The sequence below is a fragment of the Paenibacillus sp. FSL M7-0134 genome, from assembly GCF_038007865.1.
Classification (GTDB): Bacteria; Bacillota; Bacilli; order Paenibacillales; family Paenibacillaceae; genus Paenibacillus; species Paenibacillus polymyxa_B.
Genome location: NZ_JBBOXV010000002.1, coordinates 1,553,025 through 1,569,096 on the forward strand (window position 1 = coordinate 1,553,025; position 16,072 = coordinate 1,569,096).

Here is a 16,072-nt window from a genome sequence, read left to right on the forward strand (position 1 = left end):
CCCTCCTTGCCTGCTTGAATAACGCTGCAGCGAGCATATAATACAAACTATGTTCAACTGAAATAGGACATGACTGGATGAGACTGAAAATAATTAAAGTGAATTTAATGAATAGCTTGACGGGAGCGTAATTTATGGGTCAAATCCTTGCATGGATACTGGAATACGGATATTTGGCAATGTTCGGTTTGCTTGCACTTGGAGTAGCGGGTATGCCGATACCCGACGAAGTGCTAATGATCGCCTTCGGCGGGCTCGTGTCTCAAGGGCACTACAACTTCATTGCTGCACTGGCAGTCACATTTTTCGGTAGTATGACGGGTATGATGCTTAGCTACACCCTGGGGCGTCTGCTGGGCAAACCACTTTTGCATCGATACGGAAAATGGGTGAGGCTTACGCCTTCTAGAATTGCCTCTTCTGAAAATTGGTTTGGGCGCTATGGTACCTGGGGAATCCTGTTCGGATATTTTGTCCCCGGCTTGAGACATGTATCCTCATATCTGGCAGGTACAACCCGTCTAGGCGTTTTTCGCTATATCAGTTATGCATCAGCAGGAGCTTTGCTGTGGTGCGGTACATTTTTGGGGATTGGACATGCGGTGGGCATGCATTGGGAGCAGGTGGCGAAGCTAATGGAGAAGGTGACGCATCGGATAGGGCTGGTCGTTATTCTTTTAATCGTTGTGGGAGGAATCACCGCATGGTTCTGGAACAAGCGTAAAAAAAATGTCACATGACCGCATGGAAAGCAGCTACAGCTTGAAAGCGGCGGGTGAAGTATGGTACTTTTACCGCATAGGAATGTCGTGGGAGGTCATGTAATGGAAGTATTAAAGAAACGAATTTTAAATGAAGGCGTGATTGCATCAGATCAGGTGCTGAAGCTGGATGGTTTGCTTAATCACCAGGTTGATCCAGAGCTGACAATGGCAATGGGACGAGAGTTCGCAGCACGTTTCCGGGAAGAGAAGATCACCAGAGTAGTGACCGTGGAGTCCTCAGGCATTGCCATCGGGTTTGCGACAGCATTGGAATTGGGTGTACCGTTGGTATTTGCTCGTCGTAAAAAGACCCTATTAGCTGATCCAGACGCGCTATGTGAACGCGTACCTTCGTTTACTAAAGGTATTGTGACGGATATTATGCTGTCTCGTCAATTTATTCACGAAGATGATCGTGTTCTGTTCATTGATGATATTATTGCTAATGGTGATGCGGCACGAGGCATGGTTAAAATCATTCAACGCTCCGGAGCGGAGTTGATTGGATTCGGTGTCGCGGTGGAAAAAAGCTTTCAGGCCGGAGCGAGAACCATCCGTGAGCAGGGTATTCGTGTAGAGTCATTGGTCAAAATTTCGTCGTTAGCTGACGGCAAGATTGAGTTTGCTGAATAGTAACAATTCAAAACTCCTGATCCTTATTTCTAATAATAACCTTTGCATGAGCTTCAATTTCGCTTATAATATAGATAAGGTTTTGGAGAGGAGGCAGCAACATGGGGAAAGAACAATTGACCGAACAGTTTTTTCTGGAAAAACTGGCAGCGGCTAAAGTACACTTTGAGCGTGCCTTGGATTGTAAGCATACGGAATTCGACGATTTGTATCCCTATATGATTGAACATCCTCAGTTTTTTTGGTATAAACGCTATGTGGCCTGGTCTGAGTTGTTGACGTTGGTTAACCTATGCGAAGAATTGTCCTTCTCTTGGAAAGAAGAATTTACTGCTCACCAAGTGGAGTATGTAGATCAGCGAGTGTTGTCTGCACAAGTGCTGGACTTCTGGTACGAGAAGAACGATACAAAAGAACATGATCACAGTGTAAACCAGTCGGGATAATTTGTCGCTCTGTTGGCAATCCATATAAGTAGTAAGAGAGAAGAGACCTAAATGATTGTTTAGGTCTCTTTTTAAACTTTTTTCATGTATATAGAATCATGGTTGCTGTGTTAAAAAAGTGAATAAGGAGGGGACAAGGATGATTATGGACGAAGAATTGGATGCTTATCGACTCTCCGGTGAAAAGGTGCGTGTCGTACGCGATGGATTGGAGTCCAACGATGTTGTTGGCATTGTACTGGCATGGGATGATGAACAGGTGCTTATTCGCCGCCAGAATCGACGTGTGGTCAAGTTGGATCGCAGTTATACATACCAGCCGTTCGGCGAGCCGCGTCACAATCCGATAGATCTGGGTTAGGAAGGGGTTCCAAATGGGTGTTGGATAAAAATAACTGAGCGATTCATTAGGCATACAGAAACTCTAAATCGGACACAGTAATGAAGGGAAATCCAACAGAGAGGACGTGCTGTGTCAATGACGGTTATGGACGAAAAAGTACATGCATACAAGGATCAAATCAGCCATTTGGAAGATCAGTTGCCCGAGGTAGTTCATGCATATCATCGCTTTACCGGAGAGTGCTTTCAAGCCGGCAGCTTAGATGAGAAAACCAAGCAACTGATTGCGCTAGGCATTGGCTTATTTGCCAACAATGAAGTATGCACGTTTTATCACGTGGACGAGGCGCGGTCCAAAGGAGCCAGTGATCAGGAAATTATGGAGACCATTGCTGTGGCCGCAGCAGTAGGTGGAGGACATGCTCTAAGTCAAGGGGTTACGCGTGTACAGAAGGCGTTGCAATAAAGCAAATCATTAATAGATATGCTTATACTTCGTGATAGCGAATATAGATCGATTTTGATATATGATGGTTATGGAAAGGAGCTTCCGAGCACAGTTGGTGTCTGCGGAAGCTTCTTTCTTTTGCGTGTTTGTTGTGCGGGGATTATGCTCTTCTGCTTGCGGCAAAAGCAGCAGGGCGAGACGTTTTACGCTTATAGGCCAAAGAGGATGTAACCAAACTTCGTTCAACGATGCGTAGGGGTTTGGAAGTTGAATTGTTTGGTAATTCGGGGCGATGTTTCTCTAGTAAAGGAAGGGCGGCTGTATGAGGCATGGAGGTCGAGAGCCCCAGATATGCTCGCATCCGCTCATACATTTCTTTACGGAATGCTGGCATAGCCATATTGAACTGCTCTTTATTTCCTTTACTTATATAGGTGGCGTGAACGCCGGAGTGGTTTTGTTGTATGTCTAGAACATGAATGTGATATTTATTAAATTCATGTTTTATTTCAGATAGCAGGATTCCGGTACGATCTACACCTGCGTTAACCATTTCGACATAAAGATCAGGGGTTTTCAGCATACCGCTTTCTTCAAGAATTAGGCTGTCCCGCTCAAATACTTTTTGAATAAAGGTAAGGAGCAGATAACTTTTCACAAGAGACCATTCATGCTGAGTAGTATCTAAAGAAGTCATTACCATTCACCGCCTTAGGAAAATGTGATGATAATTCATAACCGATTGAAAAAAAGAACCTTCGTTCCTGAGAACTTATGTTCTTATTTTAGCTTATTATTCCTTTTTTATCAAGGGGAAATTAACAAACATAAAAGGTTTGACATCTTGATATGAGCATGGTATGATCTATCTTGTCGCTAAGAAAGATAGATCTTTCGAGGTATATGACAACATATATGCGGTCGTGGCGGAATTGGCAGACGCGCACGGTTCAGGTCCGTGTGGGCTAACCCCCGTGGAGGTTCGAGTCCTCTCGACCGCATCATCTTATAATATACAGGTTTGTGAATTGCTTTTATAGCAGTTTGCGGACCTTTTTGTATGCTTAAAAAATTTAAGTTGTTACCCAAGACCTGTGTCGAAGAAATCTCTCCGAAGCTATGAGAACAGGATAATAAGTCTACTGTTGGAATGACCTTATAAGCGCATTCCGGTGGATTTTTTCCCATTTCTATTATGAAGTCGATATTTTCACCTCTTCTATCTCTTTCTTTCCAGCCTTGCCATGCTTGATCTTATTTCAGTTCAATCTACTCAATATGCTTACCAATGGCTGTCGAAATTTTCCTAATTGAATCTACTAAATACGAGACTTTTGGAGGCACTCAAAAATAACAAATAAAACAGCTGCCGCTCGTAAGATGTAGCGGCAGTTGTTTAGAATTAACTACATGGAATTAACTGTATCAAAACTCAACATCTCTTTTTTTCTTGGAGCGCGCCCCTGCCAAACGGACAACTAGCGAAGCTACCACCAAAATTGCAGTTACTCCCACAAGGATAACAAAAAAGGATTGATCAAAAGCAGAACGGCCCGCATCTTTCAGTGCTTCTGCAGCCTGGGCAGGCAAACCCTCTGCAGCTATGAGCGCTTCATCCAGGCTGTCTTTCACATTCGCTGGAACGTGGAGTCCCGTAGGGACTTTCATAGCTAGGGAATACGCAAGAGTTGACATGCTTCCGATGATAGCAATCCCTGATGCTCCCCCCATTTCATAGGCAACTTCTTCAATCGATGCAGCCATGCCTGCTTTGTGTGCCGGGGCATAGTTCATAATGGAGTGAGATGCTGCTGTCATACCTGCTCCCAAACCCACACCAAGTAAAGCCAATCCAAGAATCTGCCCGGCCATGCCTGAATTAAATTGCGTGAGATAGATGCCCATTCCCAGACCGGCAATCAGAAGAGAGAAGCTTTTAATATGGATAACGTCATAGCGATGCAATATGGACCCGGTTAAGGGGCCGGCAATGAGAGATGCAATTGGTATGCTAATCGTGTACAGTCCTGCTTGGAGAGGCGACAGACCTTCCACCAGTTGAAGACGCTGGGTTACAATATATTGAATCCCCATCTGTGTAAATGCACCCACCAAGGCTGTTATAAATCCGGTGCTGAACCTTGTAATTTTAAATAAAGTAAGATCAATAAGAGGGCTAGCGCTTTTATTTTGACGACGGATAAAGATGATAAGTGCCAAGACGCCGATAACCGCACCTATTACGGCTAATATTGGAGACCCGTCACGACGGGTAAACTCTTTGATGGAATAGATGAGTCCCACCATGGCGATCATGATTTGGATGGAGCCGGTAAGATCCCATTTTTTCTCTGTATTGCCCGCATGTTTTGGAACATAAATCAGAGTTAATGCAAAAGCAATGATCGCAATCGGCAAATTAATCAAAAATACAGAACCCCACCAAAAATGCTCTAAAAGAAGCCCGCCGACGATAGGACCTAGTCCTGCTCCTCCTGCAGAAACGGAGCCCCAAATACCGATCGCGAATCCACGCTCGCGTTCATCTGTAAATGTAACCCTAATGATTGACAAGGTAGCGGGCATCATCATAGACGCTCCGACTGCAAGAAGAACTCGAGACGCCACCAATACAAAGGGCACGGGGGAAAAGGCGGCAGTAAGCGAAGCAGCAGCAAATACAAGCAACCCGAGGGTAAAGATTTTTTTATAACCCAAGCGGTCCCCAAGCGTTCCCATTGCTGGCAGCAGACCGGCCATAACGAGCGAGTAGCCATTGAGAATCCATAATTTTTCTGACGCTGATGCACCGAGGTCATGGGTTAAGCTCGGCAATGCGGTATACAGGATGGTCATATCCATCACAATAAGCAAAAGAGCGCTTGATACGATAGCTAGAACCAACCAGCGTTTGAATTTAGACATGTTGTTCCTCCGTGAATACAAATTTAAGTTATTACAATTTAAAACCTTAATCTATAGGGTTACCCTATAGTCAAGTGTTGATTCTCGGGATAAAATAGACATACAAAACTTCTAAAACATAACGGAGGAATGAGTTATGTCAAAAAGTCACAGCCTATACTTTACTACCAGTGAGCTGGCCAAGACTTGCGGAGTCACCAAACATACCCTGTTCCATTATGATGAGATCGGGCTCTTGAAACCAGAATTCACAAACTCAAAAGGCTATCGTTTTTACTCCATTCAGCAATGCTACGCGCTTGATATTATTAATGTGCTAAAGAAGGCGGGTAGCTCACTACAGGAAATCAAGGAATTTATTGAGAATCAGAATACTCCTCTGCTCATAGAGCTATTCAAACAGAAACTGCATGACCTTGAAGTGGAACGGATTAGAATAAAACGGATGCAAAGCCTATTGAAAGGTGCCATTGAAATGACGGAGCAAGCCAAGGGAGAGTTACACGATGGACCGTCGATAGAAGAATGTGAAGAGGAATATTTCATTGCCACTCAACTGGAACAGGGTGATGGTGATAAGGAATTTGCTCACAAATTAAGTGAACATCGAGATTATTGCGAAAATCACTTTACTGATTATGAGTTTCCGATCTGGACCATTTTATCCAAGGATCGGTTTGAGTCAGGGGATTATTATTCCGATTATATTGCCAATAAGCTAAAGGCTCCGACTGTGGGAGAGAGAATAGTTACCAAACCCAAAGGCCTCTATGCTGTCTTAAATCACAGAGGATCATATGAAACAATGTCTGAAGCGTACTCCGTTATAAAAGAGTATATAGCGAGTAAAGGGATGACTGTGTGCGGGAGTGCGTACGCAGTGGATTTGCTCAACTATTTCGCAGAAAAAAATCCAGACGACTATGTAATACGGATATCGGTTGAGGTTTGTAAAGGGAGAAAATTTCTTTTATAAGGTTATCTTTTAAGATATGATAAAAAATAACGCACTTTATGATTGAAGCTATTGAAAGGTTGGATGAAATATGGAGAAAGCAACTTTTGCAGGTGGATGCTTCTGGTGTATGGTGACTCCGTTTGAGGAGCAGCCGGGCATTCATGGCATTGTGTCAGGATACACTGGAGGAACGATTCCTGATCCGACCTACGAGCAGGTTAAAACAGGAACTACAGGTCACTACGAGGTGGTGCAGATTACTTTTGAGCCTGAGCTGTTTCCTTATGAAAAGCTGCTCGAATTATATTGGCCGCAAACAGATCCTACCGACGGGGAAGGTCAATTCCAGGACCGGGGTACACAGTATAGACCCGCAATTTTTTATCATACAGAGCAGCAACGTGAGCTTGCGCAACAGTCCAAGGAGCAGTTGGTACAAAGTGGACGTTTTGATAAGCCAATTGTAACGGAGATTCTTCCTTCTTCTATTTTTTATCCGGCAGAGGATTATCATCAGGATTACCACAAGAAAAACGTGAAGCACTATAAGGAAGATCGGGCCCAATCAGGCCGTGATGAATTTATTGATAAGAACTGGTAAGCGGCTTTAATATACGTTTCTACGCACGATAAGGCAGATCAGGGAGTATTCCATGGATCTGCCTTATACATATTTAGACGAGGTTACTCACACAATGAAGGGACAGAGAAGGAGGCTGACCCGCAATGAGTACACGACGGAAGCTACACATCAGAAACATAATAAAAAAGGCTTTAAAGGCATCTCGCGGCCGGAAAGAGCCAGCTTATGTACCTGTATTCCATTCAAGCTCTAAAATACGGAGAACCGTAGTACTCTGTATTTCGGTATGCATGTTATTCATGGTCTGTAGTACTGGTGTTGCAAAAGCATTAGACAAACAGGACGTGCCGCAAAAGATGGTTGCCGTCATTATCGACGATCTGGGAAATAATATGAAAGGGACTGAGCAAATTTTAAATTTACCCGTTAAGATTACCGTTGCTGTGATGCCTTTCCTGCCTACAACCAAGCAGGACGCTATGGAAGCGCATAAGCGTGGTCATGATGTCATCGTCCATCTTCCAATGGAACCAAAGCAGGGAAAGCCCGAATGGCTTGGACCCGGAGCAATTAAGGCAAATATGACGGATGAAGAAGTACGCGCTAAGGTGACAGCAGCCATAAAGGATGTTCCTTATGCGATAGGAATGAACAACCACATGGGTTCCAAGGTCACTTCGGATAAACGCATTATGTCTATTGTTCTTGATGTTTGTAAGGAGCATGGACTATTTTTTGTCGACAGCCGTACTAATTATTGGTCAGTGGTACCTGAACTTGCCGCTAAAAAGGGAATGCCACCGGTACGCAATGATATTTTCCTGGATGATGTCCATACACTCGCTCATGTGAATCGGCAACTTACAAAAGTGGTTGAGTGGCTGGACGAGCACGATACATGCGTAACGATTGGGCACGTTGGCGTGTCTGGCATGTATACATCCTCGGCTCTTCATTCATCGGTTCCCAAGCTAAAGGAGCACGCCAAATTTGTGGGTATTAGCGATTTGGTGCGTGCTGTATGGGGATGGACTGGAGACCCAGCCACCAACACTACCATGCCGTCAGATGCGCAATAATGCCTTCGGCAACAGCTTCAGCAATGCTTTTTTGACCGCGATCCCCGGAAAGCATGGCTCTGTCCTGTTCGTTACTGATAAATCCGGTTTCCACAATTACAGCGGGATGCTGGATTTTATTCAGAAGATAAAAGGGTTTTCCGTACACTGTTTCTCTATTCATGCAAAATAAGCGGTTTAATGAATGCTGAATCCGTTCAGCCAACAGATAGCTGCTGCCTTCATCCTGATACAGCACAATGGGTCCACGTTTTTCGGTACGTTTGGTCCAATTGACATGCAGGCTTACAACCAAAGCGGTGGGCAGTTGTTCTGTTAGACTTTTACGTTGAGCCAGGTCTTTAAGGTGCCGGGATTTGGACTGCAACCAACGGTTATCGTCACTCAGTGCGTAGTCCTTGTCCCGGTTTAGGACAGCAGGGTAACCCTGGGAGCGTAAGATCAAGTACAGCTTTTGAGCAATGGCGAGATTGATATCTTTTTCCAAAAGCCCTTTGTGACTTGTTCCACCATCCACACCGCCATGGCCTACATCAATCAGGACAACGGGCTTGGCAAAAGCGTGATAGGACGAATGTACGTTGGATGGACCCTCTCTATACTTGTTCGGTTCGTTACTTTTCTCGTCGGGCTGAGCAGCTGTATAGGTAAATGGGGCAAATACAGCACTGCAAAGGATGCATAGACTCAACCCCAGCCCTGTCAGCCATATCTTGTTTAACTTTTTATTCCGCACGTTCTATTCCTCCAGTGGACGAATTGATTGTTTACTGAAAAACCATGCATAACAGACATCAAACCTAAAGCAGCTTAGCTGCCTTCAAACATAACAATTAGCCTTGAGGCAACTGTTATGTTGAAGATAGTATGTTCCATTTAAGGGAAACCATGCATAGTTATTCTCGCAGGGGTTAGACATTTTGGAAAATGAGCAAGCTAGTTGTATCTTCACCTAACGTGTAAATCCGATATTTTCAGGCAATGTGAATGGACATGATAGGGGCAGAATTGAGGAGGTCATGGAGGATGGCGAAGAGTGACGAACTGGTGACGTATATTACGCAGCGAATTGTTCGCTATATGGAAACGCCGCGTGATGTTCGACGCAGTCAAAAACAAGCCAGAGAGCCGTGGGTGAGCAAATGGTTTGGTATGTTGCCTCTGGCTCTGAAAATGTGGATGAAATCCACACGCAGAGAACGAAGAGAGCGACATTAAACTCGCCAAAGAGACCACAAGAGGCATAGGGGATGCCATTTGAGGTCTCTTTTTGTGTTGTAGGGATCATTCCGAATCATTTTGCGTGTTTCTTAATAACTAAGAGTCCAAACGATAAAATTCACCAGCTGACAATAACTGTTTTAAGGGTACAAATCGGGACAGTCCATGATGGTAGGTTAACGCATATAAATTGGGTTGGGACGGATGGTCTGGGGATATCCAGGACTGATACCCACTAATGGATAAGGGACCTCCAAAGGCAAAATTGATACCTGTGGCAGAAAATATAATACGCGGTGAAATACTCAGTGTATCCATAAATTGGGCTGTGTTACGGACAGAAAGTTTTTGCTTGGGTTGAAGCCAACCCAGATCGTCATAGGGATCAAAAGGAGCAGACGAGACCGTAACCGCTTGCGCCTTTGTTTTCAAAAAGGGTACAGATGAAGAGAATGCGTTGTTCTGGAGCTTATGTTTCCAACTCCCATCTGCCACTTCTACAGGTAACGGATCGCCAGTCACAGCATCAATACATATTTCGCTGCCTGTAGAGGAACGCACCAGCCAGTAGGCTAGTAGCGGTTCCTCATACATAGGTGTGATTTGCAGCTTGTCGATAGATGAAAGATCAGTATCTGTGAGCGACACCAGGGATTGACGAAGTACAGCCATACTATAAGGCCCGCCCGGACCATTCCCGTATTCGTTGAGTTGATATGCGCCATTGGAGTCTGAGCCGATAATCAGGTAGCCGATGTATTCTCCCGCACGGTTTACTTGAACAAGCCAACTATGGGTTCCAGGTCCGAGCGGATGATAGCTAAGCTCAGCATCTTTCCACGAGGCAAAAGGGGGCTGCGATGATAGGGATTGTACCGTGTTGTCCGCAGTCTGTTTTACGTCTGCGGGCACGCCTTGCTCCTCAGTAGGAAAACTTGCTGAAACGTCACCTGGGGAAGGGGGAATAGGACTCGTGGAATTCAATGGAGGAACCCACGAGCTTTCGTTGTAGAGAGACACCGAGTTTAAATTGTTGCCTTGTGCGGCTGAGGGAGCCGCATGAATGGAAGTGAACGGACAGACTGCGGACAGGCCGATCAGAACAGCTGCGATCATACCTATGCTATAGTGCCCGGAATGACTCTTATTCAATGTAATCCACCTTTCTGTCGGCTTGATTGCCCGACGGAGGCATTCTTTTTTATCCAGCATACAGCCTGTCCGATAAAAAGACTGCTGCACCTTGTCGGCATAAATGTCGTATCCAGGTTCGTTTTTTGCTGTCGATACATAGGAGACATGTTTAACCAAACTTGTGGTTACAGCAGCGGAAACTGATGTAGGCTGAAGCAAGATGTTACAAGCTGACGATACCTCTGCAACTTTCCTGCGAAGGAGCGAGAGATATCGGTTACCGCAGATGAAATATCCCGCAGTTAATGGCGGATACGAGTACCTTTGGCTCATATTGCCATACCATTTCTTTACGGCGGGCTTGATACTGCTCTGAAATGGCCTCTTTTTTATCCTCTTCCTCTTTCTGCTCCTTGATTAGATCATCGTAGTAATGGTCAATAACCTCCAATTCCTCACGCAATCGTTCCCTCGCCTGCTCAGCCCAATCATAATCTTGCTGACGGAGCTGTTCGGTAAGATAGCTTTCAAGCGAGGTGGAAGCTTCAGGGACAGACAGCTTGGCAGGCTGTACATGCATATTGCCCGCCAGCAGCGGGCTGAGCTGCCGGGTTTCGAGCATGGCGCCAAAATCGGTTACAATGGTGCCGTTTTTGAGCGAAATACCTAGCCACTGAAGTTCCTCACGCTTCAAATCGCAGGCGAATTCAATCTTATAGCAAATGCTGAGCCAAGCTTCATAGACTACGGGAGAGCGGGCAGACAGCTGACGGGCATCAGGCTGCTCAAACAAATAAACATATTTCCCTCCATCCCGTGCGGCTTCAAAAATTTGATGCAGCCGACGGCTTCCATATCGAAGCTCCTCCTGCAAAATACGTCCAGGTCCCAATTGTGGTAACGTCGGTACATGACCGAAGTAACGCCCCATGACCTGATCCTGTGCTGCGTTGCCTGATGCTGGAGTTGGTGGCGTATGATCCGCTAAACGTTCCTGTTCTGTGCGATAGGCTTCCCCATCAAAGATGAAAGTGAAGGACATCGTCTGCGCTGGAACGCCAGTACGCTCTACGTATCCCCAATAGTAGGGGCGGTTTGTTAGGGCTTTATCCGCTTCTGGAGAAAGCTTGACGGTTACATGGTGGGGCGACCTCTCGATGACACTACATCCGGTAGCTTCCAGATAGGTGTGGACAAAGCGCTGGACTTGCTGTGCATTCATGGTCAAACTAGCGACCTCCCTTCACACTGCGTCGAGCTTTGCCCGGAGGAACCGTATTGCCTGCTAAGCCTAATAAATCCTCGGTGTTTGGCTGGTCTGTGCGCAGTTGTTCCATTTCCTGTTTGATGGAATCCAGCGAGTGACCCAGATTTTGCATTTTTTTGCGAATTTCATCATCGCTACTGGATTCAAGCATAATTTTATACAAACTTTTTTCAATGGATTCTTTCTTCTCAAACTTCTCCAGAATAACGTCCAATCCGCCAATGACCATCTCAAACATATTTATCTTTTCATGCAGCAGATGCAGGATATGCTCCTCAATCGTTCCAGTTGTGGACAAGTTAAAAATATTAACATCATGCGTCTGTCCAAGTCGATGTACCCGTCCGATCCGCTGCTCCACGCGCATGGGATTCCACGGTAAATCGAAGTTAATCATATGGTGACAAAATTGCAGGTTAATGCCTTCACCACCCGCTTCGGTGGCAATCATGACCTGAATGCGCCCACGGAACAGATCCATCATCCAATCCTTGCGTCCACGGTTCATGCCGCCTCGGTAAGGAACAGCAGATAGGCCACGGTCACGGAAATAGTTCAGCAAATACTCCTGTGTGGCTCGGTATTCTGTAAAAATGATCACTTTTTCGTTCATCTGACGGATAAGCTCAAGCGCTTTTTCTGCTTTGGAATTGGCCTTGATCGCTTTAATGTGTGCAACCAAATCCCAGACACGATCGCGTAGAGGAGAGTCTGGGGCCATCTTTTTGGATAAATTGACCAGCGTCACGAACACAGCGTCCCGGCTGCTGCACACTTCCCGTTGAAGGGTGACGAGAGACAGCATGCTACTTAAATTTCCGCCATTCGCCTGGTATTGCTCTTTGACAAAAGAGGTCACCCCATCGTACAGCGCTTGCTCTTCCGGCGAAAGTTCCAAGTGAATGTTAGAAACATTTCGTTTGGTGAATTGAACCGGGCCTTCTCCGCGACGATTGCGGATCATAACTTTAGACAGCTCATCCTTGAGCTGATCTTCATTTTTAGGCAGACGCTTATCTACAACAAAGTTGGCTGAAAAATCGCCATGTCTTCCCAATTGACCGGGCTTGAGCAGTGTAATCAGGTTAAACAGCTCAGACAGATCGTTTTGTACAGGTGTTGCTGTCAGGAGCAAACAATATTTTTTACGCAGCTTCATAATAAACTGGTAGTTGGATGTCTTTTTATTTTTCAGCTTGTGAGCCTCGTCTATAATGAGCAGGTCATAATCGGTATCTAGCAGGATGTTACTATGGGGCTCCCGCTTGGCGGTATCCATAGAGGCCACGACGACCTCGGAAGACCAAGAATACGCTTTCTTCTGGGCGACAGCGGGAATACCGAATTTGCTGTTCAGCTCACGCACCCATTGTAGGACCAGGGATGCGGGTACAAGAATAAGCACTTTGGAAGCCAGCCCGCGAACCAGATATTCTTTTAGGATCATTCCAGCTTCGATCGTTTTGCCTAGGCCGACTTCATCGGCAAGAATGGCACGTCCGGACATTTGAAACAGTACCTTCCGAGCGGTATCCAGCTGATGGGGTAGTGGAGTGAGGTCTTGCAAATGCTGTAGACATTGAAGCTCATCGAAGCTCGGCACCAGCTTGGCTTTTTCAGCCTCAATGGCCAGCTGATACAGATTCCAATCTCCCCAAGGGCCACCTTTGCGTAGGCGTTGGTCCAGCTCATCCTGCCAGCTTCGATCAAATTGCACCGGAACAGGCAGTGGCGCTTGATTGTGTATATGCGGGGAACTTGTCGATTTGGCTTTCATGATGATTCCCTCCCTCCTGGTAGTAGCACAGTTGAAGCTCTTGGTTCTGTCACATATGTGGCATCTATTTAGCACAGATCGTAGATGTAGTATGGACGGAAAAAGATATCTTCATAACAGGAGGGATGAAATCCTTTAGCTGCCTTCCATTAACTTTTGGAGTTTACTTTCCGTAGAGGTTTGCGCATTGGGGGTGTAAATGCTACAACGGAGATCAACACTGCCTTGTACCTGAAGAGAAGTCAGGTCAAATAGCATTTTGCCAGCCTTGGCATGACGAAATTCAATGAGCACCTCCGGTGCGGAGCTTACTTCACTCTGATTCCAAAGCTCGTTAAACTCTGGGTAGGCCTGGCTCATATTTTGTATAAATTGTGCATACCAGGGGTCTGTCACGTATTGCCCGTAATAAGCGCGGAAAATAGCAAGGAACCCCTTTACAAAGTGTTCCCAGTTCACGGCTAGACTTTTAAACTCCTTTTTGGTGAATAGCAGTTCAATCATATTGCGTTGCTCATGGGGTAGCTCGGCAAAATCCATAAAAACATGAGCAGCAGCGGCGTTCCAGCCGACAATATGACAGCGCCGATCTGAAATAATAGCAGGGCAGTAGTGGAGCTCTTGTACGATCTTTTGCAGAGAGGGGGAAATGACGGCTTGCTCTGCAGGAGCAGGAAGGCTGTGAGACCCGGCTTCGATCGCCAAATCATACAAATATTTGCGCTCGTCTGTGTTCAACTGCAATGCGGCAGCAATAGCATCCAACACAGAGGCGGACACCTTAATATCTCGTCCTTGCTCCAGCCAGGTATACCAAGTCGTACTGACACCTGCCAGCTGAGCGACTTCTTCTCTGCGCAAGCCTGGTGTTCTGCGACGTGATCCTTGGGGGAGACCGACCATATGTGGGTGTAGGCGGGCTCTTTTTGTTTTTAGAAAAACAGACAGTGCTTCCAGACGTGCTTCCGTTTTCATAGGTATTTTCTCTCCATTCAATGGGTATATCCGAAGTGAGCAAATAAGGCGTTTACTATAGTAGTGTTCATTATACCAGGATAAACAAACACTTGTAATAGGATAAGACGAGGTTAAAATGAGGATTATAAGTAAGTCACCGAGCAGGAGGAATGAATAGCTTATGCAAAGAGTAGTGATAACAGGTATGGGTGTCGTTTCCCCACTGGGTAATGAAGTGGACACGTTGTGGAAGAATTTGCTGGAAGGCAATTCAGGTATACGTAAAATTGATACATTCGATGTGTCCGATTTGAAAGCACAAATTGCTGGACTGGTACAGGATTTTGATGCAGAAAAGCAATGGGGACGTAAAGATGCTAGACGAATGGATCGGTTTACTCAGTTTGCATTATATGCGGCAGAGCAAGCACTCAAGGATTCCGGTCTGGAACTGGATCACACCGATTTGGAGCGTGTCGGTGTTTATGTGGGATCGGGAGTCGGCGGTTTGGATACGTTGGTGGACAATGTAGATGTGCTGCTACATCGTGGGCCGGGTAGAGTTAGCCCAACGCTGGTACCTATGATGATCTCGAATATGGCTGCTGCTCAAATTAGTATCGCGTTTGGAGCGATGGGACCTACGCTTTCACCCGTGACGGCTTGCTCTATTGGGAATACAGCAATTGGAGAGGCGTTTCGGACGATTCGTACAGGAGATGCGGATGTCATTTTTGCCGGTGGGGCTGAAGCGGCGGTGACTAGATTGGCCTTGGCGAGTTTCGCTAATGCGACTGCCTTGTCCACACGTAACGAGGAGCCTTCTATAGCAAGTCGACCTTTTGATCAGAATCGGGACGGCTTTGTCATGAGCGAAGGTGCAGGTATTCTGGTACTGGAGTCACTGGAACACGCTATCCGACGTGGTGCGGAAATCTATGGTGAGGTCATCGGTTATGGAGCCAGTTCGGATGCTTATCACATGGTTGCACCGCATCCCGAAGGAACCGGAGCTTACTTGGCGATGAAAGCGGCCCTTCGTTCGGCTCACATCTCCCCTGAGGAAGTGGACGTGATTAGCGCCCACGCGACGAGTACGTCTGTCGGGGATGTCGCTGAGACCCTTGCAATCCACAAGCTTTTTGGTGATTATGCCTATCAGATTCCGGTTACTGCGAATAAGTCCATGCTGGGTCATATGCTGGGGGCTGCGGGCGGTGTCGAAGCGATTGCGCTTGTACAATCCCTGCGGGAAGGTATCATTCCGCCAACGATGCATCTGGATAATCCAGACCCTGCTTGCGATCTGGATTATGTGCCTCACGAAGCGCGCAAGGTTCCACTAAATATTGGGCTATCTAATTCTTTCGGCTTCGGTGGTCATAATGCGGTTATTGTGCTGAAGCGCTACGAGTCATAATTTGTAAGGAGTTATTGAAACCTCAGGCATTCTATCCGGCTGGATAGAGCACCTGAGGTTATTTTAATCGAAGAATAACAGATTCATTTTAGATAAAAGATAGAGTAAGATGAAGGAA

General features: G+C 46.0%; 17 protein-coding genes and 1 tRNA gene. 11 read left to right on the forward strand and 7 right to left on the reverse strand.

Going from position 1 to position 16,072, the window contains the following annotated elements; translation table 11 throughout:
• The first annotated feature begins 134 nt into the window (after positions 1-134).
• From NSQ58_RS22760 to NSQ58_RS22780, 5 genes are all read left to right on the forward strand, one after another.
• On the forward strand, positions 135-740 hold the full coding sequence (locus tag NSQ58_RS22760) for a DedA family protein (RefSeq protein ID WP_023988042.1): 606 nt from the start codon (positions 135-137) through the stop codon (positions 738-740).
• An 84-nt stretch (positions 741-824) separates the two neighbouring features.
• A complete protein-coding gene (locus tag NSQ58_RS22765; protein ID WP_023988043.1) occupies positions 825-1,397 on the forward strand; it encodes a xanthine phosphoribosyltransferase in 573 nt (190 codons plus the stop codon).
• A gap of 101 nt (positions 1,398-1,498) precedes the next feature.
• Positions 1,499-1,843 (forward strand): hypothetical protein, encoded by a 345-nt coding sequence (locus tag NSQ58_RS22770; protein WP_007429850.1) that lies wholly within the window; start codon positions 1,499-1,501, stop codon positions 1,841-1,843.
• A gap of 139 nt (positions 1,844-1,982) precedes the next feature.
• On the forward strand, positions 1,983-2,204 hold the full coding sequence (locus NSQ58_RS22775; protein ID WP_023988044.1) for a hypothetical protein: 222 nt from the start codon (positions 1,983-1,985) through the stop codon (positions 2,202-2,204).
• Between the two features lie 117 nt (positions 2,205-2,321).
• Positions 2,322-2,651, forward strand: coding sequence for a carboxymuconolactone decarboxylase family protein (locus NSQ58_RS22780; protein WP_013309744.1), 330 nt, complete (start codon positions 2,322-2,324; stop codon positions 2,649-2,651).
• Between the two features lie 142 nt (positions 2,652-2,793).
• Here NSQ58_RS22780 and NSQ58_RS22785 read toward each other — a convergent pair whose 3' ends face one another.
• On the reverse strand, positions 2,794-3,330 hold the full coding sequence (locus NSQ58_RS22785) for a hypothetical protein (RefSeq protein ID WP_023988046.1): 537 nt from the start codon (positions 3,328-3,330) through the stop codon (positions 2,794-2,796).
• 220 nt (positions 3,331-3,550) lie between these two features.
• Here NSQ58_RS22785 and NSQ58_RS22790 point away from each other — a divergent pair.
• Positions 3,551-3,634: transfer RNA gene (locus NSQ58_RS22790), tRNA-Leu, on the forward strand.
• Between the two features lie 424 nt (positions 3,635-4,058).
• Here the strand turns inward: NSQ58_RS22790 and NSQ58_RS22795 are convergent.
• Positions 4,059-5,558, reverse strand: a complete 1,500-nt coding sequence (locus NSQ58_RS22795; protein WP_028542809.1) for an MFS transporter — start codon at positions 5,556-5,558, stop codon at positions 4,059-4,061.
• Between the two features lie 136 nt (positions 5,559-5,694).
• Between NSQ58_RS22795 and NSQ58_RS22800 the strand changes: the two genes are divergently transcribed.
• The 3 genes from NSQ58_RS22800 (at position 5,695) to NSQ58_RS22810 (ending at position 8,178) form a co-directional block, all read left to right on the forward strand.
• Positions 5,695-6,534, forward strand: a complete 840-nt coding sequence (locus tag NSQ58_RS22800) for a MerR family transcriptional regulator (protein WP_341058238.1) — start codon at positions 5,695-5,697, stop codon at positions 6,532-6,534.
• A 70-nt stretch (positions 6,535-6,604) separates the two neighbouring features.
• Positions 6,605-7,117: a peptide-methionine (S)-S-oxide reductase MsrA gene (gene msrA, locus NSQ58_RS22805; protein WP_341058240.1), complete on the forward strand. Its 513-nt coding sequence runs from the start codon at positions 6,605-6,607 to the stop codon at positions 7,115-7,117.
• Positions 7,118-7,242: 125 nt separating this feature from the next.
• Positions 7,243-8,178 carry a divergent polysaccharide deacetylase family protein gene (locus tag NSQ58_RS22810; protein WP_341058242.1) on the forward strand — a complete coding sequence of 312 codons (936 nt, stop codon included), beginning with the start codon at positions 7,243-7,245 and terminating at the stop codon, positions 8,176-8,178.
• On the opposite strand, the gene NSQ58_RS22815 is transcribed toward NSQ58_RS22810, so the two are convergent.
• Positions 8,153-8,914 carry an N-acetylmuramoyl-L-alanine amidase gene (locus NSQ58_RS22815; protein ID WP_340958385.1) on the reverse strand — a complete coding sequence of 254 codons (762 nt, stop codon included), beginning with the start codon at positions 8,912-8,914 and terminating at the stop codon, positions 8,153-8,155. The genes NSQ58_RS22810 and NSQ58_RS22815 overlap by 26 nt on opposite strands.
• 290 nt (positions 8,915-9,204) lie before the next feature.
• On the opposite strand from NSQ58_RS22815, the gene NSQ58_RS22820 reads away from it, so the two are divergent.
• Complete coding sequence (locus tag NSQ58_RS22820) at positions 9,205-9,396, forward strand: YqzE family protein (RefSeq protein WP_023988052.1); 192 nt, start codon at positions 9,205-9,207, stop codon at positions 9,394-9,396.
• 99 nt (positions 9,397-9,495) lie between these two features.
• On the opposite strand, the gene NSQ58_RS22825 is transcribed toward NSQ58_RS22820, so the two are convergent.
• The 4 genes from NSQ58_RS22825 to NSQ58_RS22840 form a co-directional block, all read right to left on the reverse strand.
• Entirely contained in the window at positions 9,496-10,752 is a 1,257-nt protein-coding gene (locus NSQ58_RS22825; protein WP_341058244.1) for a hypothetical protein, read from the reverse strand.
• 58 nt (positions 10,753-10,810) lie between these two features.
• Positions 10,811-11,761 (reverse strand): YqhG family protein, encoded by a 951-nt coding sequence (locus NSQ58_RS22830; protein WP_341058247.1) that lies wholly within the window; start codon positions 11,759-11,761, stop codon positions 10,811-10,813.
• A gap of 1 nt (position 11,762) precedes the next feature.
• Complete coding sequence (locus NSQ58_RS22835) at positions 11,763-13,577, reverse strand: DEAD/DEAH box helicase (RefSeq protein ID WP_053325175.1); 1,815 nt, start codon at positions 13,575-13,577, stop codon at positions 11,763-11,765.
• Positions 13,578-13,712: 135 nt separating this feature from the next.
• Complete coding sequence (locus tag NSQ58_RS22840; protein WP_023988057.1) at positions 13,713-14,552, reverse strand: helix-turn-helix transcriptional regulator; 840 nt, start codon at positions 14,550-14,552, stop codon at positions 13,713-13,715.
• Between the two features lie 163 nt (positions 14,553-14,715).
• On the opposite strand from NSQ58_RS22840, the gene fabF reads away from it, so the two are divergent.
• Entirely contained in the window at positions 14,716-15,954 is a 1,239-nt protein-coding gene (gene fabF, locus NSQ58_RS22845) for a beta-ketoacyl-ACP synthase II (RefSeq protein ID WP_023988058.1), read from the forward strand.
• Positions 15,955-16,072 lie beyond the last annotated feature (118 nt).

Excerpts from the sequence above, each read along its gene's own strand:
- NSQ58_RS22780 (WP_013309744.1), top strand. The coding sequence starts at position 2,322 with ATGACGGTTATGGACGAAAAAGTACATGCATACAAGGATCAAATCAGC.
- NSQ58_RS22820 (WP_023988052.1), top strand. The coding sequence starts at position 9,205 with ATGGCGAAGAGTGACGAACTGGTGACGTATATTACGCAGCGAATTGTT.
- NSQ58_RS22795 (WP_028542809.1), bottom strand. The coding sequence starts at position 5,558 with ATGTCTAAATTCAAACGCTGGTTGGTTCTAGCTATCGTATCAAGCGCT.
- fabF (WP_023988058.1), top strand. The coding sequence starts at position 14,716 with ATGCAAAGAGTAGTGATAACAGGTATGGGTGTCGTTTCCCCACTGGGT.
- msrA (WP_341058240.1), top strand. The coding sequence starts at position 6,605 with ATGGAGAAAGCAACTTTTGCAGGTGGATGCTTCTGGTGTATGGTGACT.
- NSQ58_RS22785 (WP_023988046.1), bottom strand. The coding sequence starts at position 3,330 with ATGACTTCTTTAGATACTACTCAGCATGAATGGTCTCTTGTGAAAAGT.
- NSQ58_RS22840 (WP_023988057.1), bottom strand. The coding sequence starts at position 14,552 with ATGAAAACGGAAGCACGTCTGGAAGCACTGTCTGTTTTTCTAAAAACA.
- NSQ58_RS22770 (WP_007429850.1), top strand. The coding sequence starts at position 1,499 with ATGGGGAAAGAACAATTGACCGAACAGTTTTTTCTGGAAAAACTGGCA.
- NSQ58_RS22760 (WP_023988042.1), top strand. The coding sequence starts at position 135 with ATGGGTCAAATCCTTGCATGGATACTGGAATACGGATATTTGGCAATG.
- NSQ58_RS22775 (WP_023988044.1), top strand. The coding sequence starts at position 1,983 with ATGATTATGGACGAAGAATTGGATGCTTATCGACTCTCCGGTGAAAAG.
- NSQ58_RS22800 (WP_341058238.1), top strand. The coding sequence starts at position 5,695 with ATGTCAAAAAGTCACAGCCTATACTTTACTACCAGTGAGCTGGCCAAG.
- NSQ58_RS22835 (WP_053325175.1), bottom strand. The coding sequence starts at position 13,577 with ATGAAAGCCAAATCGACAAGTTCCCCGCATATACACAATCAAGCGCCA.
- NSQ58_RS22765 (WP_023988043.1), top strand. The coding sequence starts at position 825 with ATGGAAGTATTAAAGAAACGAATTTTAAATGAAGGCGTGATTGCATCA.
- NSQ58_RS22810 (WP_341058242.1), top strand. The coding sequence starts at position 7,243 with ATGAGTACACGACGGAAGCTACACATCAGAAACATAATAAAAAAGGCT.